At 71.6% G+C, this 21,596-nt stretch carries 17 protein-coding genes; 6 read left to right on the forward strand and 11 right to left on the reverse strand.

Annotated features, from left to right (window positions below; translation table 11 throughout):
• Positions 1-3: 3 nt before the first annotated feature.
• The 6 genes from AC068Z_RS12790 to AC068Z_RS12815 form a co-directional block, all read right to left on the reverse strand.
• Positions 4-1,005 (reverse strand): nucleoside triphosphate pyrophosphohydrolase, encoded by a 1,002-nt coding sequence (locus tag AC068Z_RS12790; protein ID WP_478554633.1) that lies wholly within the window; start codon positions 1,003-1,005, stop codon positions 4-6.
• 212 nt (positions 1,006-1,217) lie between these two features.
• On the reverse strand, positions 1,218-1,880 hold the full coding sequence (locus AC068Z_RS12795) for a SurA N-terminal domain-containing protein (RefSeq protein ID WP_478554634.1): 663 nt from the start codon (positions 1,878-1,880) through the stop codon (positions 1,218-1,220).
• Between the two features lie 126 nt (positions 1,881-2,006).
• Positions 2,007-2,387, reverse strand: a complete 381-nt coding sequence (locus tag AC068Z_RS12800; RefSeq protein WP_478554635.1) for a hypothetical protein — start codon at positions 2,385-2,387, stop codon at positions 2,007-2,009.
• Positions 2,380-3,867 (reverse strand): serine/threonine-protein kinase, encoded by a 1,488-nt coding sequence (locus tag AC068Z_RS12805; protein WP_478555354.1) that lies wholly within the window; start codon positions 3,865-3,867, stop codon positions 2,380-2,382. Before AC068Z_RS12805 ends, AC068Z_RS12800 begins: the two co-directional genes overlap by 8 nt.
• A gap of 38 nt (positions 3,868-3,905) precedes the next feature.
• Positions 3,906-4,583, reverse strand: a complete 678-nt coding sequence (locus tag AC068Z_RS12810) for a hypothetical protein (RefSeq protein ID WP_478554636.1) — start codon at positions 4,581-4,583, stop codon at positions 3,906-3,908.
• A 194-nt stretch (positions 4,584-4,777) separates the two neighbouring features.
• A complete protein-coding gene (locus AC068Z_RS12815; protein WP_478555356.1) occupies positions 4,778-7,159 on the reverse strand; it encodes an N-6 DNA methylase in 2,382 nt (793 codons plus the stop codon).
• Positions 7,160-7,335: 176 nt separating this feature from the next.
• Here AC068Z_RS12815 and AC068Z_RS12820 point away from each other — a divergent pair, with 176 nt between their 5' ends.
• Positions 7,336-8,013, forward strand: coding sequence for a hypothetical protein (locus AC068Z_RS12820; protein WP_478554637.1), 678 nt, complete (start codon positions 7,336-7,338; stop codon positions 8,011-8,013).
• 153 nt (positions 8,014-8,166) lie between these two features.
• Positions 8,167-8,967 (forward strand): hypothetical protein, encoded by an 801-nt coding sequence (locus AC068Z_RS12825; protein ID WP_478554638.1) that lies wholly within the window; start codon positions 8,167-8,169, stop codon positions 8,965-8,967.
• A gap of 89 nt (positions 8,968-9,056) precedes the next feature.
• Here AC068Z_RS12825 and AC068Z_RS12830 read toward each other — a convergent pair whose 3' ends face one another.
• The gene (locus AC068Z_RS12830; protein WP_478555358.1) at positions 9,057-9,779 is read right to left on the reverse strand and encodes an HNH endonuclease family protein; all 723 of its coding nucleotides are present in this window, start codon (positions 9,777-9,779) and stop codon (positions 9,057-9,059) included.
• A 188-nt stretch (positions 9,780-9,967) separates the two neighbouring features.
• On the opposite strand from AC068Z_RS12830, the gene AC068Z_RS12835 reads away from it, so the two are divergent.
• Positions 9,968-10,153: an antitoxin gene (locus AC068Z_RS12835; protein ID WP_478554639.1), complete on the forward strand. Its 186-nt coding sequence runs from the start codon at positions 9,968-9,970 to the stop codon at positions 10,151-10,153.
• Between the two features lie 173 nt (positions 10,154-10,326).
• Here AC068Z_RS12835 and AC068Z_RS12840 read toward each other — a convergent pair whose 3' ends face one another.
• Positions 10,327-11,217 carry an SCO6745 family protein gene (locus AC068Z_RS12840; protein ID WP_478554640.1) on the reverse strand — a complete coding sequence of 297 codons (891 nt, stop codon included), beginning with the start codon at positions 11,215-11,217 and terminating at the stop codon, positions 10,327-10,329.
• 127 nt (positions 11,218-11,344) lie between these two features.
• Here AC068Z_RS12840 and AC068Z_RS12845 point away from each other — a divergent pair, with 127 nt between their 5' ends.
• Entirely contained in the window at positions 11,345-11,935 is a 591-nt protein-coding gene (locus tag AC068Z_RS12845) for a TetR/AcrR family transcriptional regulator (RefSeq protein WP_478554641.1), read from the forward strand.
• 58 nt (positions 11,936-11,993) lie between these two features.
• On the opposite strand, the gene mfd is transcribed toward AC068Z_RS12845, so the two are convergent.
• From mfd to AC068Z_RS12860, 3 genes are all read right to left on the reverse strand, one after another.
• Positions 11,994-15,524, reverse strand: coding sequence for a transcription-repair coupling factor (gene mfd, locus AC068Z_RS12850; protein ID WP_478554642.1), 3,531 nt, complete (start codon positions 15,522-15,524; stop codon positions 11,994-11,996).
• Positions 15,525-15,768: 244 nt separating this feature from the next.
• Positions 15,769-18,348, reverse strand: a complete 2,580-nt coding sequence (locus AC068Z_RS12855; RefSeq protein ID WP_478554643.1) for an ABC transporter permease — start codon at positions 18,346-18,348, stop codon at positions 15,769-15,771.
• A complete protein-coding gene (locus tag AC068Z_RS12860) occupies positions 18,345-19,133 on the reverse strand; it encodes an ABC transporter ATP-binding protein (RefSeq protein WP_478554644.1) in 789 nt (262 codons plus the stop codon). Before AC068Z_RS12860 ends, AC068Z_RS12855 begins: the two co-directional genes overlap by 4 nt.
• Before the next feature lie 369 nt (positions 19,134-19,502).
• On the opposite strand from AC068Z_RS12860, the gene AC068Z_RS12865 reads away from it, so the two are divergent.
• Positions 19,503-21,047 (forward strand): MFS transporter, encoded by a 1,545-nt coding sequence (locus AC068Z_RS12865; protein ID WP_478554645.1) that lies wholly within the window; start codon positions 19,503-19,505, stop codon positions 21,045-21,047.
• A 20-nt stretch (positions 21,048-21,067) separates the two neighbouring features.
• Positions 21,068-21,565 carry a GNAT family N-acetyltransferase gene (locus AC068Z_RS12870; RefSeq protein ID WP_478554646.1) on the forward strand — a complete coding sequence of 166 codons (498 nt, stop codon included), beginning with the start codon at positions 21,068-21,070 and terminating at the stop codon, positions 21,563-21,565.
• Positions 21,566-21,596 lie beyond the last annotated feature (31 nt).

The following is a 21,596-nucleotide window of genomic DNA, read 5'->3' on the forward strand; positions in this document are numbered from 1 at the left end:
GTACTAACCTTCACGCCCCCCGTCCTCCAGTCCTTCGGCCACCCGCACCGCGTCCCGGTACGCCCGGCCGGCCGCCCGCAGCGCCGCCTCCGGATCGACGCCTTCCGCCTCGGCGCGCACCGCGAGGGCGAGGAGGTCGTAGCCGATGCCCTCGGTCTGCGGCAGCGGCACGTCCAGGCCGGCGGTTCTGACGCGGGAGGCCAGCTTCGCCGCGAGGGCGAGGCCGGGCTGGCCGAGAGGGATGCCGTCGGTGACGGACTCCCTTCGTTTCTCCTCCGCCTTGGTGCGCAGCCAGTGCTCCTTGACGTCCTCGGGGGTGGCGGCGGTCTCGTCCCCGAAGACATGCGGGTGGCGGTGGATCAGCTTGGCGATGATGGTGCCGGCGACGTCGTCGACGGAGAACGGCGCGTCCGGATCCTCCTCGGCGATCCGGGAGTGGAAGACGACCTGGAGGAGCACGTCCCCCAGCTCCTCGCGCAGTTCGTCCCGGTCCCCCTCCTCGATCGCCTCGACGAGTTCGTACGCCTCCTCGATGCCGTACTTGGCCAGCCCCTTGTGGGTCTGCTGGGACGACCAGGGGCACTCGGCGCGGATGCGGTCCATGACCTGGACGAGGTCGAGCAGGCGGGCGCCCGGCAGGTCGTAGGAGGCGGGGAGCAGCTCCAGGTCCGGCATGCTGACCTGGCCGGAGCCGGCGAGGCGGGCGAGGCCGTCGGTCAGCGCCGGGTCGCCCTCGCCGGTCGCCACGACCACGACGGTGCGGCCGCCGGCGCAGGTGTCGACCAGGTCCTGGGCGGTAGGGGCGGCCTCGGCCACCTGTATCCCCGCCTCGCGCAGATACGGCAGCTGAGGGTGCGCGCCGTCCGCGCACAGCACGCTGTCGGCGGAGCGCAGCGCCTGCCAGGCCGGCCAGGACAGCAGGCCGGGGGCGACGCGATGGCTGGTGGTGAGCAGGACGATACGGCCGGGATCGGCCGGGGCGGCTGCGGGGCTGGTGGTGTTCACGGTTCGAAGCTAACGCACGGCGGTGACGGGGCCGGTCGGGTTTTCCACAGGTCAGGGTGTGGAGTGTGATCGTATGACCGCACGGCGCGGCACAGGGGCCGGTGGCAGCGCGCCGTGCCGTCGTCCGCCGCTTCCCGCTGCGCCGCTTCCCGCCGCGCCGCTTCCCGCTACGCCGCTTCCCGCCGCGCCGCTTCCCGCTACGCCGCTTTCCGCTACGCCGGCTCCTGCGACCCGGCTGCCGTCACGTCACGCACCCACGGCGTCTTGGCGTCCACGCGGCTGCTCTTCTGGACGTCCCAGGTGCCGTAGCGCGGGTTGAGGTCGACGCCGAGCTTCTCGGAGGCCTCTGACAGGGCCTTCCAGAACTCCGGGCGGGTGGTGTCGGTGCCGAGCTTGGCGGCGAGCTTCTGGGCCTCCAGCTGGAGGCGGAGGTTCTCCTCCAGGCGCTGCGGGGCGACGCCGTACTCCTGGAGCCACGCCGTCTCCAGCGCCTTCGCGCCGCCGGCCTGCTGCTCCAGGCCGCTGCGCATCTGCTGGATCTCCTTGCGGCTGACGGTGACCCCCGCGTCCTCGGCGGCCTGGTGCAGCACGCGGTCCAGGACCATCCCGTGCAGGGTGTCCCGGGTGAGACTGCCGGTCCGGGCGACGGCCTGGGCGTACTGCGCCTCGTCCGTCACGACCGCGCGCTGGGCCGCGCGCACCTCGTTCACCCGGTTCTCCAGCTGGGAGACGGTGATCCGCTGCTCGCCGACGACGGCCGCCGCGCCGGGATGCGCATCGTTTCCGCAGGCGGTGAGCAGGGGCGCCGCCGCGATCGCGGCGGCGAGGAGGAGCGCGGTGCGACGGCGGCTGGTACGGCTGCTGCGGCGGTGCAAGGGAGCCTCCCGGTCGGAGATTGTGCGACGGTGCACAAAGTCTTGCGGTGATCGATGGTAGGCAGTGGCCAAGCTCTGGCCAACCCATTCGACCAACGATTCACGAGGACTTCGGGCACCGGCGCGCTAGGGCTCGACGGTGTCTCGAGCGCCCGGGGGGAATTCGTTGCCGTCGCGGTCGGTGACCGTGGCGAACCAGGAGGTGGCCCAGACCGTCAGGCACCCGGGCTCGTGGACCGTCTCGAACGGATGGTCGTTCCACTCACCGTACGAGGTGACGTACACGGACTCGCCCGGCTCCAGCCAGTAGTCCTGCCCGAACGGCTCCAGCCACAGCTCCAGCCGTGCCTCGCCGCGGTTCTGGACCAGCATCGGCACCGGGTTGCCCAGCCGCCGGATCCCCTCGAAGCCGAAGTCGTCGGCCTTGGGCATGTTGGCCTTCAGCGGGGCGATGATCCGCTTGATCGACTTGCGAGCGGCTCTCTTCCGGAACCAGCTCTCAGCCACGCACCTGTCCCAGCCACTGAAGCGTGCGCCTGATGTCCGCCGCCAGCGGGTGGCCGGGACCGTGCAGGCGTTCCACGTCGTGCAGGAGGCGTACGAGGGTGTCGTGGGCGGCGGCCCGGTCGCCGAGGGCGAGCAGGAGGTGGCCGATGCGGCGGCGCACGTCGTGGGCCGTCTCGGGGTCGCCGGCGACGTACTGGTTCTCGTAGTACGGCAGCAGCGCCCTGAACTCCGTCAGCGCCGCCGCCGGATCGCCGAGCTGCTCCAGGCACTGGGCCACGTCGTAGCGGAAGCGCAGGGACTGGGGGTCGGCCTGGCCCGCCTCGGCGGCGCGTTCGGCGGCCAGGGCGCGCAGGACGGGCAGCGCGCGCCGGTACTGGCCGTCGTCCATGAGCGTGGCCGCGTACTGCTTGCGCAGGGTGCGCACCACCGGGGAGTTCTCGCCGTGCTGCTCGGCGGCGACCGGGAGGATCGCGCCGAGGATGTCGACGGCCTGGGTGATCCGGCCCTCGCCGAGGAGGCGCTTGACCTCGTCGACCGCGCGGGCGACATCGGGCTTCTCCACGGCGGGCGGGACCGGCGCCGCGGGCTGGGGCGCGGGGGTGCGCGCGCGGTCCGGCCAGGGGGCGTGCGGGCGAAGGAAGGGGCGCGTGGGATCCAGGGGCGCCCCGGTGGGCATCCCGCGCGCGGGCAGCAGCGCCGCCAGGTCCTCGTAGACCTCCTGCGCGGAGGCCGGGCGGTGCTGCGGGTCCTTGGCGAGCAGGCGCAGGACCAGCGCCTCGAGCGCCTCGGGCACCTCGGGGCGCATCCGGCGCACCGGCAGCGGGGGCTCGTACAGATGCCGGTGCAGCACGCCGAGCGCCGTGGAGCCGGAGAACGGCACGTCGCCGCTGAGGAGTTCGTGCAGGAGCACACCGAGCGCGTACAGGTCGGTGTACGGCCCGACCGCGCCGCCCATCGCCTGCTCGGGCGCCATGTAGGCGGGCGAGCCGATGGGTGTGCCGGTGTGGGTGAGGCGGGTGGTGTCGGCGTCCATGACGGAGGCGACGCCGAGGTCGAGGACGGTGACGGTGCCGTCCTGCTTCACCATCACGTTGCGCGGCTTGAGGTCGCGGTGGACGATCGGCACGGCGTGCACGGCGCTCAGCACGGCGCACAGTTGCGCGGCGACCGCGACCGCCCACTGCCAGGGGTACGGGTCGTGCTCGGCGAGATGGTCGGAGAGGTCCGCGCCGTCGACGTACTGCATGACGAGGAACAGCTCCTCGCCCTCGGTGCCCGCGTCATGCACGGTGACCAGGCCGGGGTGGTCGACCTGCGCGGTCACGCGGCACTCGCGCAGGAAGCGGCGGCGCAGCTCGTCCGCCTCCTGCCCGGCCACCTTGTCGGGGCGCAGCAGCTTCACCGCCACGCGCCGGTCGAGCCGCTGGTCGTAGGCCGTCCAGACCTGGCCCATGCCTCCCTGCCCGATGAGCGTGGACAGTTCGTAACGGCCGGCGACGACACGCCCTGTCGTCACGGTCACCTTCCGCCCTCGTGGTCGCCGCGGCCGTCGTGGTTGCGCAGGTAGTCGCTGAGCTCGTCGAGTTCGGCGCGCACCTGGTCGATCCGCGCGGGCTCGTGGCGCTGGGGCGGCGGGGGCGCCGGTACGGGGCCCGGGGGCACGGCTGTCCGGGGCATCGGGGTGTGCGGCACCGCAGGGGGCTGCTGCTGGGCCGGGGGCTGCTGCGGCAGGGGCTGCTGCGGTACGGGCTGCTGGACCGGTGTGGTCGTGTACGGCGACATCTGCTGCGGGTAGCCGTAGCCCGCCGGTCCGTTGGGGGCGTGGACCGTGGTGGCGGCGTGCGCCGGCGGGTAACCGGCGTACGGGGGCCGCAGCGCGCCGTGGAAGCGGATGTCCATCACCAGGAAGTACACCGCGCTGAACGCTCCGAGGAGCAGGACCGCGGCCAGCGCGATGTCCGACTTCACGTCCTCCTCCGGCACCGTGCCGACGACCGCGAAGCACGCGATGGACACCGGCAGGCTGACCCAGGCCAGCAGCCAGTCGGGCCAGCGCCCGCGCAGGATGGCCACCCGGAACAGCGGCACGCACGCGAGGATCCCGCAGGACAGGAAGCCGACGGCGGCGAACAGCACGCGCAGGGAGATGACCGTTGTAGCGCTGCGGGTGGGCGGCGCCGCGCCGTGGCCGTACATGACTGCTCCTGGACCGGTGGGCCGATGGGGACGGACGAACGAACGACAGAGTTCGAGCGTATAGGCCGACACGGACAACCGGTCCCGGGTTGTACCGAACCGTTGTTGTACTGATCACTTCCCCCGGCCGCACCTCGCCCCGGCAGTCGCTCCTGCGGTCGGTCCTGCGGTCGGTTCGGATGTCGGTCCGGATGTCAGTCCGGCGCGACCGTGCCGTCGGTCAGGCCGTCGTACATCCCGCGCACGAGCTGGTCCCCGAGCCGGCTCGCGTGCCTGAGCGCCCGCTCGAACTCGTCGAGTGCGCGGAAGCGCGCGCCGTAGCGCCGTTGTTCGTCGAGCGGGAGCCGGGGCAGCTGAAGCCGGCGCACGTCCAGGCGCGTGGCCGTGGACGCGTAACTGCTGGCCTGGCGGTTGTTGGCGGTGCCGCGCAGGAAGCCGGCGAGGAACCACGCGTCGAGCGCCGCGGGATCGGGGCGCAGCAGCACGAGGCTGCGCCCCAGGGCGGCGCTCCCTGTCGTCTCGTCGATCACGCGCGCCATCGAGCCCCCGCCGAGCACCGGCACGACGACATCGCCGGGCTCCGTCAGCACGGGCTCCTCGTCGCTCTCCGGCAGCGTCCCCGAGGGCGCCGTCCCGGCGAGGACGTCATGGTCGGTGAGGACGGGCACGCGCGCGTGGCCGCCGTTTCCGCCGGTACGCAGCACCAGGGCGCCCCCACGCGCGAGTTCGCCGACGGTGGTGAGCGGCCAGCGCGCGGGCCCGGCCCCTGCGGCGGGCGGCGGGGTGAGCTCGGCGGCCAGACCCAGGGTCTTCCCCAGGCGCTCGCGGACGGCCGTGAGCGCCTCCGCGCCGTCGGCCGCGGCGGGGGGCGGCAGGTGGCGGGCCGGGGCGAGGTCGACGTCGTCGTCGAGGAGGTCGATGACGGGCAACGCGCGGGCGAGACCGGGCCGCTCGTCGAGGGTGCCGGTGCGGTCGAAGACGCGCCAGGCGTCGAGCACGGCGTCCCGCACCGCCCGCCAGTCGGGTCCGCCGCGCCCCTCGGTCGCGAACTGCCCCGCGTCCGCGAGGAGCACCTCGGGCCGCGCGGGAGCCTTGTCGGGCCGGCGCAGCACCCACAGGTGGAGCGGGATGTTATACGGCGGTGCCGCCCCGACCGGCAGCGCGACCACCGCGCGCAGCGCGCCGCGCCGCAGCAGGTCGGCCCTGATCCGGCGTCCGGAGCGGCGGGAGGCGGCGGCGGGCGGCATGAGCAGCACGGCGGTGCCGCCGTCCGTCAGCCGCGCGAGCGCGTGCTGCACCCAGGCCAGCTCGGACTCGGTGCGCGCGGGGAAGCCGTACTCCCAGCGGGGGTCGTAGGCGAGTTCGTCGTGACCCCAGTTGCGCTCGTTGAAGGGCGGGTGGCACAGGACGGCGTCGGCCCGCAGCCCGGGGTACGCGTCGGCGCGCAGGGTGTCACCGACGGCCGTGCGCACCGCGGCACGGGTGCGCAGGGCGAGCCGGAGCGCGGTGACCGCGGCGAGGTCGGGCGCGGCGTCCTGGGCGTAGAGCTCCTGTTCGGGGCGGGGCGCGACGGCGCGCAGGAGGGCCCCGGTGCCGCAGGCGGGGTCGAGGGCGGTACGGGCCGGGCCGGCCAGGTCGGCCATGAGGCCGGCGAGTTCGGCGGGCGTGAGCGTGTACTGGCGCGGGTTGGCGTCGAGGTGCCGGCCGAGGAGGAACTCGAATGCCTGCCGGGCGCCGCCCAGCTCGGCGGCGAGTTCGGCGGCACCGCGGAGGAGGGGCGCCGAGGTGAGGACTTCGGGGCCGGTGGGGGTGTGAACGGCCTGGGTGTGTGCGGTCGGGGTGTGCGCGGTCGGGGTGTGAACGGTCGGAGCGTGAACGGTCGGAGCGTGAACAGCTGGGGTGTGAACAGTCGGGGTGCCTGCCGCCGAGGCGTGAACCGGGTGCGGAGTGTTCACAGCAGGTGCGGCGTTCACGGCGTGCGGTGCGTTCACAGCGCCGTCCGACTTCTCGTCGGCGCCTGCGTTCACACCACTTGTCGAGTTCACAGCGTCGGGCGACTGCGCGGCCGAACGCGAGTTCACACCCCCACGCGAGTTCACAGCCGAACGCGAGTTCACAGCCGCCGAGCCCTTCCGCGTCGACGTCACCCCGAACCGCGGCGCCAGCACCTGCTCCAGCGCCCCCGGCAGCATCGCCGCGAGGCGTTCGTCGGAGCCCGAGGAGACCTCCAGCCAGAGGGTGGGCCGGTCATGGATGAGCAACAGCACGCAGCCGGCCTGGGTGAGGGCGGTGACCGGACCCTCGGGGTGGCCCGCGAGCTGCTGCCAGACGCGTTCACGCAGCGGGACCTCGGCGAGTTTGCCCTGGCGGCGCAGCCACGCCTCGACTTCGGCGAGTGCGAAGGAGGGGCTGGTCTCGGTGCCGCCCACGGGCTTGGGGAAGTCGGCGTGCCGGCGCCGCCAGTTGCTGACGGCGGCGCGGCCGACGCCGGCCAGCCGGGCGATTCCGGCAGCGGTCACCTCTGTCGCATTGTCCTGCACCGCCCGGCTCCCCTCGCCCGCCCGTTTCACCTGCATCTGGTCTGTGGCGACGAGCATACCGACGTACGCCGGTTCCATGCATTCACGGCCGTGTACACACGACATCCCGTGAACCGTGTTGACTCGGTTCACAAGCTCTGGTCTTATTGACCCAGCGAACGAGCGACCGCCGGATCGGAGGACGGTCGCCGCTCAGGGGAGGGGAAACAGCCATGGGCATGAAGGGCAAGGTCGCGCTGGGGGCCGTCGTGGGGATCGTCGTCATCGGCGCCGTTTCGGCGAACGCCGGCAACGACGGCGGCGACTCCACCGCCAAGGGCTCTTCGGCCTCCGCCGACCGCGGCACGGGCGGGGAGAAGAAGTCGGACACGGCGGAAGTCGCCGAGAAGAAGGTCGCGTTCGCGGGGGACGGCGACTACCAGGTCGGTTCGGACGTCAAGCCCGGCACCTATCGCACCACCGGCAACACCGACGGCATGTGCTACTGGGAGCGGGCCAACGACGCCTCCGGGGAGATGGACTCGCTGCTCGCCAACGACAATGTGACCGGCACGGGTTACGTCACCATCAAGGCCACCGACAAGCTCTTCACGTCCAGTGGCTGCGAGGACTGGGAGGCCGTCGACGAGAAGGCGAAGGGCTCCCCGGCCGCCGAGATGGCCGGCGACGCCGGAATGCTCAGAGTGGGCGTCGACATCGCGCCCGGCACGTACAAGTCCACCGGCAACACCGATGACTCCTGCTACTGGGAGCGCGCCAAGAACGCCGACCACTCGATCGACTCGATCATCGCGAACAACAACGTGACCGGCACGGCCGTCGTCACCATCAGCGCCTCGGACGTCTTCTTCAAGACCTCCGGCTGCCAGGACTGGAAGAAGTCCGCCTGATCCGGCCCACGAGGCCCATTCGTCGCGACGCGGGGCGCGGCACGTATCCGCCACGCCCCGCTCGCGTCACCGGCCGCCCGCCCCCGGAGCGCGGCCCACCCGTCAGTTCACCTCCAGCGCCCCCGCGCGCTCCGTCTTCACCGAGGAACCCCCATGCGTCGTACCGCACTTGCCGCCCTCTGCCTCACCGCCGTCACCGCCGTGACCCTCACCGGGTGCCAGGGCGAGGACAAGACCGAGGGCAGGGCGAAGGACAAGTCCAGCGCCTCCCAGTCCGACAAGGCAGCGTCGGCCGACAAGCCGAAGGAACCGTTCGCCGGACTGAGCGGCGGGGAGATCGCCGACCAGGCCGTGAAGGCCACGAGCGGGGCCGACTCGTTCCGGATCAAGGGCGACATCCCCGACGACGAGACCGGCGGCACCATCAGCATGGACATGGCCATCGACAGCAAGGGCGACTGCGCCGGGCACATGAGCATGGACGGCGAGGGCCGGGCCGATCTGATCAAGAGCGGTGACACGCTCTACATGAAGTACGACGCCGACTTCCTGCGGAGCCAGAGCGAGGGCGAGCCGGAGGCGGACGTCGACGCGGCGGTGGCCATGCTCGCCGGGAAGTGGACCAAGATGTCCGCGACCGGCGCGGACGCCGAGGAGCTCACCGGCTTCTGCGACCTCGACACGATCCTCGGCGACGCCAAGGACGGCGAGTCCGACGCCACCCGCGGCAAGACGACCACGGTCGACGGCGCGCCCGCGATCACCCTCTACGAGAAGGACGGCAAGGACAGCTTCACGCTGTACGTCGCCACGGAGGGCGAGCCGTACCTGCTGAAGCTGGTCAGCACCAACCCCGACGACGCCGGCTCAGTCTCCTTCAGCGACTACGACAAGCCGGTCCCGGCGGACAAGCCCACCGGCGACATCCTGGATTTGGACGCCCTCGGCGCCTGAGCCGGTGGAAATCCGGCCGTAGTGGGGCGTTGCCCACCGGTCGTTCAACCGGCCGATCCAGGGCCGGTTGAAGCCGGTTCAGGCCGGGTTCAGCCCCCGCACTGGCGCAGCATCATCTGCTTGTCCGGCGGCGTCACGGGCAGTTCGTACTTCAAGGAGACCTGCGCGAAACGCACCGCGTAGGAGCAGCGGATCCGCTTGTTCGGGGGGAGCCAGGAGGCGGGTCCGGAATCGCCCTTGGAGCCGTTGGTCGGCCCGTCGACCGGCATCAGGTTGAGTGGGTCGTTGGCGATGTCCTGGCGCTTTCCCTCGGTCCAGCGGGCGGCGCCCATCTGCCAGTCGTAGGAGAGCGGCATGACGTGGTCGATCTGGACCTCCGTGGCGCGGGACTTGGCCCAGTCGATGGTCCGTCCCGTGTACGGGTCGTGCAGTCGCATCGCCATGACGACGCAGTCCGAGCCGGACCGGAAGCGCAGGTCCTCGCCGTCCCGGCGCAGGAGGTCGTTGCGGGTGTCGCAGCCGTTGCGGGCGTAGGGGATGCCGCCCGGAGCCGAGTCCATCCAGGCGTAGCCGAACTCGTCCCGGTCGTACCCGGTCCTGGGGCCGCGGCCCTTCGTGGCCACCTTCTCGATCAGGGCCCGCGCCTCGGCCCGGTCGGCGTCCGAGGTGATGGCCGCCAGGCCCGGCTCGGTTCCGTCGGGGTTGTCCAGCGGACTGACGGCCCGGCCCTCCCCGGCCTCCGGGGCGGCACCCGAGGCGGCGTCGTCCAGGGGCAGATCGCCCATGTCGTCGCAGCCCGTGAGTACGAGCATCGTGCCGAGCACCGCGGCGCAGACCGCCGTCCCGCCCCTCAGACGCGTCACGATGCGCCCCTCCCCTGTGTGCCTGTCTTCTCGTCCCACGGTAGCGGCCGAGAGGTCCAGACCACATCGGCTGAAAATGCGCATTACACGCACAGCGGGCGTATCGTCGATTTGAGTCGCCTCGGAAGGAGCTCTGGATGGGCATCTTCGACAGGTTCAAGAGCCACCGCGGAATGCAGGACAAGTCCAAGGACATGTCCGACACCGCGGAAAAGAAGGTCAATGAGAGGACGGGCAACAAGTACGAGAGCCAGGTCGACGACGCGCAGCAGAGAGCTGAGGGCGCGCTCGGCATGGACCGTGACAGGCCCGACCAGCCATAGGACCGAAGACCGACGGAGGTCCTGAGGCCCGCCCCGCGGCCCACCCCTTCTGGGCCGCGCCGAGCGGGCCCCCTGAACCATCCTGGAAACAGAGGCCGTCCGCGGAGACCCACCACCCGCGGGCGGCTTCGTTTACCCAGCCGCCCAGGAGGGCCGCACCGCCTCCTCGGTGTTCAGACCTTGCCTATCCCCAGCGTCGTCTCCGAGGGCAGCAGCCCCGAGGAGAGCACCGCGACCCAGAACTCGCCCAGCAGTTGAGTGAGCCGGTCCAGGTCCTGGGGTGCGAGCGCGCGCCAGGGGTCGGCGGCGAGGCGGTCGGTGTGCTCCTCTATGCCACGGCGCAGGTCGCGGCCCGCATCCGTCGCCGTGCCGTCCGCTTCCACCAGTCCGCGCGCGACCAGGCGTTCGCGAGCCGCAGCCCACTCCCCCGCGCTCCACCCGCGGCTCTCGAAGCGCTGGACGGAGGCGGCGCCGATCGCGGCGAAGGAGACGAGCGACTCGACCGGGTCGAGGCCGGCCACGAGCAGGGCGGCGAGGTGTCCGTCGCCGCGGTGCTCGCGCAGGATCGTCGCCGCGTGCCACAGCTGGAGGTGGGGCGGTTCGGGCCAGGCCAGTTCGGCGTTGGCCGCGGCGAGCGGACGGCCCGCCGTGTTCGCCGCCTCGGCCGCGCGCCGAACGAGGGCGGCGGCCTCCGCCAGTTCCGCGCTGTCGGTACGGTCACCGAATATCGCGCGGTAGGTCCGGTCCATGCCGCGCAGTCTCGCCGCCAGGACGTCCTCGGCACGCGCGGTCCGCCATGCCGGGTCGATGTGCTCGGCGACCATGCGCGGGCTGAAGCTGTAGAAGGCGGAGGCCACGCGCTCGCCGCCGACCGCGCCCAAGGGCGCCGCGCGCAGCGGGAAGTAGCTCGGCCAGCGCTCCTTCGTGTCGTACCCAAGCGCGGCGGCCTCCTCGAAGACCTCCGGCGCGTAGTACAGCACCGCGTGCAGCGGCTCCAGCAGATGCCAGAGCTGACGGACGCGGCTCGGCTCGATGGCGTCCACGCCCTCCTCGTACATCGACATGCCGATTCCCCCTGTCACTCCAGGCCGTGCACGACGAAACCCGGCTCCGGCTCATAACTTGACACTGACAAGATTGCCCGAGCCGCCCGAACTTGTCAATGCCTAGATTCCGCGTACGCTGCTGGACATGACCCCCGCTCCGGCCAAGAAGTCCGCCGAACGCCCGTACCACCACGGCGATCTGCGGCGCGCCATCGTCACCGCCGCGCTCGACGCCATCGCCGCCGACGGGCCCTCCGGTCTGAGCCTGCGCGACCTGGCCCGCCGCGCCGGGGTCTCGCACGCGGCGCCGGCCCATCACTTCAAGGACCGCACCGGCCTGCTGACGGCGATCGCCGCGGAGGGCTTCGGACTGCTCGCGGCCACCCTCACCGAGGCCTCGGACCTGAAGGACGCGGGCGTGCGTTACGTACGCTTCGCCCGCGAGCACCCGGCGCACTTCCAGGTGATGTTCTCGCCGGACCTCCTGCGCCCCGACGACCTGGAACTCACCACCGCCCGCGCCCTCGCAGGCGACGCCCTGCGCGGAGCCGTCGCGACCGTACGCCCCGACGCACTCGGCCTCGACCCCCGCCTCGCCGGAGTCGCCGCCTGGTCCCTGGCGCACGGCTTCGCCACGCTGCTCCTCGGCCACAACCTGGACGGTCCCGTTGGCGACCAGGACCCCGAGGAGGTGTTCCGGACGCTGGCGGCGATGCTGTTCCGACGGGAGTCCTGAGCAGAAATACCGCCCCCTCCGACCCCAGGCCTCCGACCCCGGACCCCCGACCCCCGCCCTACGACCCCAGAATCGAAGCCAGGAACTCCCCCACCCACCCCAGCAGTTCCCGGCCGACCAGTGGCTTGCCGCCCACCTTCGCCGTCTTCGGGCGGGGCACCAGGAGTTGGTGGACCGCCGGCTTGATGACCGTCCCGGGGTACAGGCGCTTGACCCTCAGTTCCTGCGACTCGCGCAACTCCACCGGCGCGAAGCGGATGTTGTTGCCCTGGAGGACGATCTCGCCGACGCCGCACGCGCGTGCCAGCATGCGCAGGCCCGCCACCAGCAGGAGGTTCTCCACCGGCTCGGGCAACTTGCCGTAGCGGTCGACGAGTTCCTCGCGTACGGCCTTGATGTCCTCCTCCGTGTTGGCGGAGGCGATCGCGCGGTAGGCCTGCAGCCTGAGCCGCTCGCCCGGCGCGTAGTCGTGCGGGACGTGCGCGTCGACCGGGAGCTCGATCTTGACCTCCAGCGGCGGCTCCTCCTCCACGCCGCCTTCGAGGGAGGCGCGGTAGTCCGCGACCGCCTCGCCCACCATGCGGACGTACAGGTCGAAGCCGACGCCCGCGATGTGCCCGGACTGCTCGCCGCCCAGGAGGTTGCCCGCGCCGCGGATCTCCAGGTCCTTCATCGCCACGTACATGCCCGCGCCCATCTCCGTGTGCTGGGCGATCGTGGCGAGGCGTTCGTGGGCCGTCTCCGTCAGCGGCTTCTCCGGCGGGTACAGGAAGTAGGCGTAACCCCGTTCGCGGCCTCGGCCCACCCGGCCGCGCAGCTGGTGCAGCTGGGAGAGGCCGAAGTTGTCGCCGCGCTCCACGATCAGCGTGTTGGCGTTGGAGATGTCGATGCCGGACTCGACGATCGTCGTCGACACCAGGACGTCGAACTTCTTCTCCCAGAAGTCGACCACCACCTGCTCCAGTGTCGTCTCCGACATCTGGCCGTGGGCCGTGGCGATCCGCGCCTCGGGGACGATCTCGCGGAGTCTCGCGGCCGCGCGGTCGATCGACTCGACCCGGTTGTGGATGTAGAAGACCTGGCCCTCGCGCAGCAGTTCACGGCGGATCGCCGCGCCGATCTGCCTCTCCTCGTACGGGCCGACGAAGGTCAGCACCGGGTGCCGCTCCTCCGGGGGCGTGGTGATCGTGGACATCTCACGGATGCCCGTCACCGCCATCTCCAGCGTCCTCGGGATCGGCGTCGCCGACATCGTCAGGACGTCCACGTTGGCGCGCAGCTTCTTCAGCTGCTCCTTGTGCTCGACGCCGAAGCGCTGCTCCTCGTCGACGATGACCAGGCCGAGGTCCTTGAACTTCGTCTCCGAGGAGAACAGCCGGTGGGTGCCGATGACGACGTCCACGGAGCCCTCGCGAAGGCCCTCCAGAACCGCCTTCGCCTCGGTGTCCGTCTGGAAGCGGCTGAGCGCGCGCACGTTGACCGGGAACTGGGAGTAGCGCTCGGAGAACGTCCCGAAGTGCTGCTGCACCAGCAGCGTCGTCGGCACCAGCACCGCCACCTGCTTGCCGTCCTGTACGGCCTTGAAGGCGGCGCGGACCGCGATCTCCGTCTTGCCGTAGCCGACGTCTCCGCAGATCAGGCGGTCCATCGGGACCGACTTCTCCATGTCCTCCTTGACCTCGGCGATGGTGGTGAGCTGGTCCGGGGTCTCCGCGTAGGGGAAGGCGTCCTCCAGCTCGCGCTGCCAGGGGGTGTCGGGCGCGAAGGTGTGGCCGGGGGCGGCCATCCGGGCGCTGTACAGCTTGATCAGGTCGGCAGCGATCTCCTTGACGGCCTTCTTCGCGCGGGCCTTGGTCTTCGTCCAGTCCGCGCCGCCCAGCCGGTGCAGCGTGGGCGCCTCGCCGCCGACGTACTTGGTGATCTGCTCCAGCTGGTCGGTGGGGATGTAGAGCCGGTCCCCGGGCTGGCCGCGCTTGGCGGGGGCGTACTCGACGACCAGGTACTCGCGCGTGGCGCCCTGGACCGTGCGCTGCACCATCTCGATGTAGCGGCCGACGCCGTGCTGCTCGTGGACGATGTAGTCGCCGGATTCGAGGGTCAGCGGGTCGATGGTCTTGCGGCGCCGCGCGGGCATGCGGGCGCCGTCCTTGCCGGCCGCCTTCTGGCCGGACAGGTCGGTCTCGGTCAGCACGGCGAGCTTGAGCACCGGGTCGACGAAGCCGTAGTCGATGGATCCGCACGCCACATGCACGACGGACGGGCTCAGGGCGGCCAGGTCCGCGTCCAGGCGGGCGGCGATGCCCTCGCCGCCGAGCACCTCGACGGTGCGGGCGGCCGGGCCGTGGGCCTCGGTCACGAACACCGTGCGCCAGCCGTCGGCGAGCCAGCCCTTGGTGTCGGCGAGCGCCTTGGCGGTGTCGCCGCGGTAGGTCTCGGGCGCGTGCATGCCCAGCTGGAGGGTGTCCGCCTCCAGTTCGAGGTCCGCCGCGAACGGCGACACCGACCACCACATCATGTCGAGCTCGCGCGCGCGGTCGCGGACGTCCGCGATGGACCACAGGGAGGCCGCGCCGACGTCGATGGGCGCCTCGCCGCCGCCGGCGGTGGCGGCCCAGGACGCCTGGAGGAACTCCTGCGAGGTGGCCACGAGATCGGCGGCACGCGTGCGTACCCGCTCGGGATCGCACACGAGGGCCATGGCGCCCTTGGGCAGGACGTCGAGCAGCAGCTCCATGTCGTCGACCAGGACCGGCGCCAGGGACTCCATCCCTTCCACGGCGATCCCCTCGGCGATCTTGCCGAGCAGCTCGCCGAGCTCCGGGTGCTGTTCGGCGAGGGCACGCGCGCGTGCGCGGACGTCCTCGGTGAGCAGCAGCTCGCGGCAGGGCGGCGCCCACAGGCCGTGCTCGGCGACCTCCAGGGAGCGCTGGTCGGCGACCTTGAAGTAGCGGATCTCCTCGACGTCGTCGCCCCAGAACTCGATGCGCAGGGGGTGTTCCTCGGTGGGCGGGAACACGTCGAGGATGCCGCCTCGTACGGCGAACTCGCCGCGCTTCTCGACCAGCTCGACACGGGAGTACGCGGCCGCCGCGAGGGCCTCGACGATCTCGTTCAGGTCCGCGGTCTGGCCGGTGCGCAGGGCGACCGGTTCCAGGTCTCCGAGGCCCTTGACCTGGGGCTGGAGGACCGAGCGGACCGGTGCGACGACGACGGAGACCGGGCCGGTCTCGGGGTCGTCGGGGCGGGGGTGGGCGAGGCGGCGCAGGACGGCGAGACGGCGGCCGACGGTGTCGCTGCGAGGGCTGAGGCGCTCGTGCGGGAGGGTCTCCCACGAGGGGTACTCCACGACGCCCTCCGAGGGGAGGAGGGAGCGCAGGGCGGCCGCCAGGTCCTCGGCCTCCCGGCCCGTCGCCGTCACCGCGAGCACGGGGCGGGAGGCCTCGCGGGCCAGGGCGGCGATCGCGAAGGGGCGGGCCGCCGGGGGGCCGACGAGGTCGACGTGCATGCGGTTGCCGTCGGCGGCCGCGGTGATCGCTTCCGCGAGGGCGGTGTCCTTGACGACGGCGTCGAGCAGACCGTGCAGGCTCATGAAGGGCATCCATCCCGGAGGTAAGGGCAACGCGAAGGGCCCGACTCGTCGCACGGGCCGGGGGTCTCCAGCGTACGACGGGGCACCGACAGGCGCGGGGGCTGTGGACAACGCCGACAGGCCAGGACCCCTGCGCCGGAGTGGGAAACAGCCGGTGCCGGGAAGCCCCCCAAGGCTTCCCGGCACCGGTTCCCCCGCAACCCCCGTATGCGGTGGCTACTCCGTCGACCCCCGTCCGCGGTGGCTACTCCGTCGCGATGGCGTTCAGGACGTTCATCCGGCCCGCCCGGAACGCCGGGATCAGTGCGGCGAACAGGCCCACGAAGGCCGAGCCGATGAAGACGCCGCCGATGGTGACCCAGGGGATCTCCAGGACCTTCAGGCCCTCCAGGGCGAGCAGCTTCTGTGCGGTCGCGCCCCAGCCCATGCCGAGCCCCAGGCCGAGCAGGGCGCCGAAGAGGGCGATGACCACCGACTCCAGGCGGATCATGCGGCGCAGCTGCCGCCGCGAGAGGCCGATGGCGCGCATCAGGCCGATCTCCCGGGTCCGCTCCACCACCGACAGGGCGAGGGTGTTCACCACACCCAGGATCGCCACGATGATCGCGAGGGCGAGCAGGCCGTAGATCATGTTCAGGAGCTGGCCGATCTGGTCCTTCAGCGCCTCCTTGTAGTCGGTCTGGTCACGCACGGTGTACTGCGGGTAGTCGCGCAGCTCCGCCTTCAGCGCCTGGTACGCCGCGTCCTGCTGGTCGTCCTTCGCCGAGGCGAAGACCAGCTGGTCCAGCGGCATCTTGTCGGCCGGGACGTACTTGGCGAGCGTGGCGATCGAGGTGTACTTGGAGCCCGCGTCGATGACGACGTCACTGCTGGTGATGGCCCGGACGGTCAGCTCGGCCGTCTCGCCGCCCTTGAAGGCGACCTTGATCTTCGAGCCGAGCTCGATGTCGTGGTCCTTGGCGAACTTCTCGTGGACGGACATCGAGTCGGGCTGGTAGGCGTCGGCGAGGTTGCCCGCGACCGTCTTGGTGCGCAGGTCCTGCGCGTAGGTCGGATCGGCGGCCGTGATGTCGGTGTCCTTGAGCGTCTTGCCGTCGGGCGTGGTGTAGTCCGCCTCGGCGATCTTGTACTCGGTGACGTGGTCGAGACCCGGCGTCGCCTTGACCGCCGCGACCGCCTCCGGGGTGACCAGCTGCCCGCTGTCGGACTGGATGATGAAGTCCGTGCCGACGGTCTTGTCGAGCTGGTCCGTGGCCGAGGCGACCATGGAGGAGCCGACGACCGACAGACAGGCGACCAGCGCGAGGCCGATCATCAGGGCGGCGCCCGTGGCACCCGTACGGCGCGGGTTGCGCAGTGCGTTGCGCTCGGCCATGCGGCCGACGGGGCCGAAGATCCGCAGGATCAGGGCGCCCAGGACCCGCACCACCGCGCCGGCGAGCAGCGGGCCGATGACGACGAAGCCGATCAGGGAGAGCACGATGCCGAGGCCGAGCCAGAGCGAGCCCTCCTTGGCCTTGTCCGCCGACGCGGCCAGGTAGAGGCCGTAGCCGCCGCCCGCGGTGAGCAGCGTGCCCAGCACGGCCCGCACCACGCCCGCCTTGGCGTCCGCCGGGGCGCCCGCGTCGCGCAGGGCGGCCATCGGGGAGACCTTGCCCGCGCGGCGGGCCGGCAGATAGGCGGCGAGGACGGTGACGACCACGCCGAGCACCAGGCCGATCGCCGGGGTGGTCCAGGCGATCGTCAGGTCGGCGGTGGACAGCTCCATGCCCATGGAGCCCATGAGCTTCATCAGGCCGATCGCGAGGCCGACGCCCGCGCCGACGCCCAGCAGCGAGCCGACGACGCCGAGCAGCAGCGCCTCCACCAGCACCGACCGGTTGACCTGCTTGCGGCTGGAGCCGATGGCCCGCATCAGGCCGATCTCCCGGGTGCGCTGGGCGACCAGCATGGAGAAGGTGTTGATGATCAAGAAGATGCCGACGAGGAAGGCGATCCCGGCGAAGCCGAGCATCGCGTACTTCATGACGTTCATGAAGCCCTCGACGTCCTTCTGGTTGGCGTCGGCGGTCTCCTTGGCCGTCTGCACCTTGTAGTCGCCGCCGGTCGCGGCGAGCACGTTCTTCTTCAGTTGCTCGTCGGTGACCCCGCTCGCCGCCGTGACGTTGACGTTCGTGTAGACGTCCGGCTCGCCGACCAGCGTCTGCTGGGCCGTCCTGGTGTCGAGGAAGAAGATCGCCGCACCGGGGTTGGTGATCTCGAAGTCGGCGATGCCGGAGATCTTCGCCGTGTGCGTGCCGACGGCGCTGATCACGCCGATCTCGTCACCGAGCTTCAGGTCGTGCTTGTCCATGGTGTCCGCGTCCACCATGACCTGGTCGGGGCCCTTCGGCGCCGCACCGGAGGTGATCTTCATGGTGCGGGCGTCGTTGCTGTTCCAGCTGCCGACGATGGTCGGGGCGCCGCTGGAGGGCGAGAGGTTGTCCTTGTCGCCGTCGACGACGGTCACCGAGGTGGAGAAGACGGTCCCCTCCGCCGACTTCACGCCCTGCGCGCCCTTCACCTTCTCGACGACGGAGGCCGGCATGACCGGCGGCTTGCCGGTGTCGTCGGTGGTCTCGCCGGTGTCGGAGGCCGCCTTCGAGCTCACCGTCACATCGGAGGAGGTGGCGGCGAAGAGCTTGTCGAAGGTCGTGTTCATGGTGTCGGTGAACACCAGCGTCCCGCAGACGAAGGCCACCGACAGCAGCACGGCCACGGCCGAGAGGGCCATGCGCCCCTTGTGCGCGAAGAAGTTGCGCATCGAGGTCTTCAGGACGGTCATGACGTACGCCCCCGGGCGTCGAAGTCCTTCATGCGGTCCAGGACGGCCTCGGCGGTCGGCTTGTACATCTCATCGACGATGCGTCCGTCGGCGAGGTACAGCACGCGGTCCGCGTAGGAGGCGGCGACGGGGTCGTGGGTGACCATCACGATGGTCTGCCCGAGCTCGTCGACCGAACGGCGCAGGAAGCCCAGTACTTCGGCTCCCGCGCGGGAGTCGAGGTTTCCGGTCGGCTCGTCCCCGAAGATGATCTCCGGCCGGGCCGCCAGCGCGCGGGCCACGGCGACGCGCTGCTGCTGGCCGCCGGAGAGCTGGGTGGGCCGGTGCTTGAGTCGGTCCGAAAGTCCAACGGTGTCCACCACGCGGGAGAGCCACTGCTTGTCCGGCTTGCGGCCGGCGATGTCCATGGGCAGCGTGATGTTCTCGAGCGCGTTCAGCGTCGGCAGCAGGTTGAACGCCTGGAAGATGAACCCGATCCGGTCCCGGCGCAGTTGGGTGAGCTTCTTGTCCTTCAGACCGGTGATCTCGGTCTCGTCCAGGTAGATCTGTCCGCCGGTGACGGTGTCGAGACCGGCGAGGCAGTGCATGAGGGTGGACTTGCCGGAGCCCGAGGGACCCATGATCGCGGTGAACTGCCCGCGCGCGATGTCCACGTCCACATGGTCCAGGGCGACGACCCGGGTCTCCCCGGACCCGTACGCCTTGACGACCTGCCGCGCCCGCGCGGCAACGGCCGTACGCCCTCCAGTGCCCCCGTGCCTGGGAATGGTCACGGCCGATGTCATGGCATATCTCCTATGTCGGTCAACAAGTAAGTCGCGTGAAGTGGTACGACGTTGAGTCTGGCGTCGGGAGGGGGCTCGGCGCGCTGGTGCCCAGCGCAGTCTTTTGCGGGGGAAAACCCCACCCCCGTGAGGCCGGTTGGCCGCCCCCCAGCGGCGTAAAGCCAGGTTAAGGACGGCACCCCGGCCGTCTCGTCCTCCGCCGGTACGAACCCTCCCCGACCCCTGATACGGAGGTACCCCTAGGGGCAGTGCACCTTTCGGCGGAGTCCGTCTCGGGGTCGCCTCCTCCCTCAGCCTCATCCCTCCCGCCACGTGAGGTTCAAGTGGGATGCTGTCGGGCGGCAGATAGGTGCAAGGGGAAGGGATCCGGTGGGCGGCGACACGAGACCTGCGATACGCGACTCCGCACAGCGCACCGGGACCGGGCGCCGCGGTGCCGTCGTGGCCGCCCTGATGCTGTCGATGGCGCTGGCCGCGCTGGACTCCACGATCGTCTCCACCGCCGTCCCGCAGATCGTCGGGGACCTCGGCGGCTTCTCGTACTTCTCCTGGCTCTTCTCCGGCTATCTGCTGGCCGTGACGGTCACGCTCCCCGTCTACGGCAAGCTCTCCGACACCTTCGGCCGCAAGCCGGTGCTGGTGGCGGGCGCGGCGGTGTTCCTGCTGGGCTCGCTGCTGTGCGCGCTCGCGTGGAACATGGGGGCGCTGATCGCCTTCCGGATCGTGCAGGGCCTCGGCGGCGGCGCGCTCCAGGGCACGGTCCAGACGCTCGCCGCCGACCTGTACCCGCTGAAGGAGCGCCCCAGGATCCAGTCCAAGCTGTCCACGGTGTGGGCGGTGTCCGCGGTCGCGGGTCCCGGTGTGGGCGGCCTGCTGGCGGCGTACGCGGACTGGCGGTGGATCTTCCTCGTCAACCTGCCGGTCGGGGCGGTGGCGTTGTGGCTGATCGTGCGTCATCTGCACGAGCCGGAACGGAAAACGCCCCCCACGCGCGGGAGCGTCGACTGGACGGGCGCCCTCGCGGTGTTCGCCTGCGGCGGGGTCCTGCTGACGGCGCTGGTGCAGGGCGGGGTGGCCTGGCCCTGGCTGTCCGCGCCCTCGATCGCCCTGCTGGCCGCGGGGCTCGCCCTCGCGGCGGCGGTGGTGCTGGTGGAGCGCCGGGCGGCGGAGCCGATCATCCCGGGCTGGGTGTGGCGCCGCCGGACGATCGCCGCGGTGAACCTCGCGCTCGGCGCGCTGGGCCTCCTGATGGTCGCCCCGACCGTCTTCCTGCCCACCTACGCCCAGTCCGTGCTGGGCCTCGGCCCGGTGGCCGCCGGATTCGTGCTGTCCGTGTGGACGCTCAGCTGGCCGGTGTCGGCCGCGTTCAGCCAGCACGTGTACCGCAGGATCGGCTTCCGTGACACCGCGATGCTCGGCATGGGAATGGCGGCGCTGATCCTGTTCGCCTTCCCCTTCCTGCCGTATCCGGGGCAGGCGTGGCAGCCGACGCTGCTGATGCTGCTCCTGGGCGGGGCGCTCGGGCTCTTCCAGCTCCCGCTGATCGTGGGCGTGCAGTCGACGGTGGGCTGGTCGGAGCGCGGGACCACCACGGCGTCGGTGCTGTTCTGCCGGCAGACCGGGCAGACCATGGGCGCGGCGGTGTTCGGCGCCATCGCCAACGGCGTGCTCGCGGCGCGCCTCGGCGGGGCGGGCGACCTGGACTCGGTCACGCGCGCCCTCGACTCCGGTACGGCGGGCTCCGGTACGGCGGCTTCCGGTACGGCGGCCTCGAGTACGGCGGCGGAGGCGACCCGGCACGCCATCGCGGAGGCCGTGCACGCGGTGTATCTCGGCGCGGCCTGCGCGGCGGCGCTGGCGTTCCTGGTGCTGCTGTTCCTGGCGCCGCGGAAATTCCCGGTGCTGGCGGACTGAGCCTGCCTACCCTGGGCCGCATGGTGAGGCTGGAACGGCTGCGGGAGAACCACGCGCGCGTGCTGCTCGCTTTCGAGCGGGAGAACCGGGAGTACTTCGCCCGGTCGATCCCGGACCGCGGGGACGACTACTTCACCGACTTCGCCGCGCTGCACGCCGACCGGCTGGCCGAGCAGGCCACCGGAGCCTGCCATTTCCACGTCCTGCTCGACGACGAGGGCCGGCTGATCGGCCGTATCAACCTCGTGGACGTCGAGCACGGCAGCGCCGAACTCGGTTACCGCGTGGGGGAGAGCGCGGCGGGCCGGGGCGTGGCGACGGCGGCGGTCGGGCAGATGTGCCGGCTGGCGGCCACGGCGTACGGGCTCACGGCCCTCACCGCGCGCACCACGCTGGACAACCGCGCCTCGCGGACCGTCCTGGAGCGCAACGCCTTCACGCCGACCGGCGACCTCGTCGTCGGCGGACGGCCGGGCATCGCCTTTCACCGCGCGCTGGCGCCCTCTCCACAGGTGTGAAAAGTCTGAGTTAACGGGGGTAACACCCGAG

Source organism: Streptomyces sp. NPDC043726, assembly GCF_056436565.1.

Coding starts and splice junctions, on each gene's coding strand:
- AC068Z_RS12840 (WP_478554640.1), bottom strand. CDS start 11,217: ATGTCGATGTACGAGGAGGGCGTGGACGCCATCGAGCCGAGCCGCGTC.
- AC068Z_RS12870 (WP_478554646.1), top strand. CDS start 21,068: ATGGTGAGGCTGGAACGGCTGCGGGAGAACCACGCGCGCGTGCTGCTC.
- AC068Z_RS12810 (WP_478554636.1), bottom strand. CDS start 4,583: ATGTACGGCCACGGCGCGGCGCCGCCCACCCGCAGCGCTACAACGGTC.
- mfd (WP_478554642.1), bottom strand. CDS start 15,524: ATGAGCCTGCACGGTCTGCTCGACGCCGTCGTCAAGGACACCGCCCTC.
- AC068Z_RS12855 (WP_478554643.1), bottom strand. CDS start 18,348: ATGACCGTCCTGAAGACCTCGATGCGCAACTTCTTCGCGCACAAGGGG.
- AC068Z_RS12835 (WP_478554639.1), top strand. CDS start 9,968: ATGGGCATCTTCGACAGGTTCAAGAGCCACCGCGGAATGCAGGACAAG.
- AC068Z_RS12820 (WP_478554637.1), top strand. CDS start 7,336: ATGGGCATGAAGGGCAAGGTCGCGCTGGGGGCCGTCGTGGGGATCGTC.
- AC068Z_RS12860 (WP_478554644.1), bottom strand. CDS start 19,133: ATGACATCGGCCGTGACCATTCCCAGGCACGGGGGCACTGGAGGGCGT.
- AC068Z_RS12830 (WP_478555358.1), bottom strand. CDS start 9,779: ATGCTCGTACTCACGGGCTGCGACGACATGGGCGATCTGCCCCTGGAC.
- AC068Z_RS12815 (WP_478555356.1), bottom strand. CDS start 7,159: ATGCAGGTGAAACGGGCGGGCGAGGGGAGCCGGGCGGTGCAGGACAAT.
- AC068Z_RS12825 (WP_478554638.1), top strand. CDS start 8,167: ATGCGTCGTACCGCACTTGCCGCCCTCTGCCTCACCGCCGTCACCGCC.
- AC068Z_RS12845 (WP_478554641.1), top strand. CDS start 11,345: ATGACCCCCGCTCCGGCCAAGAAGTCCGCCGAACGCCCGTACCACCAC.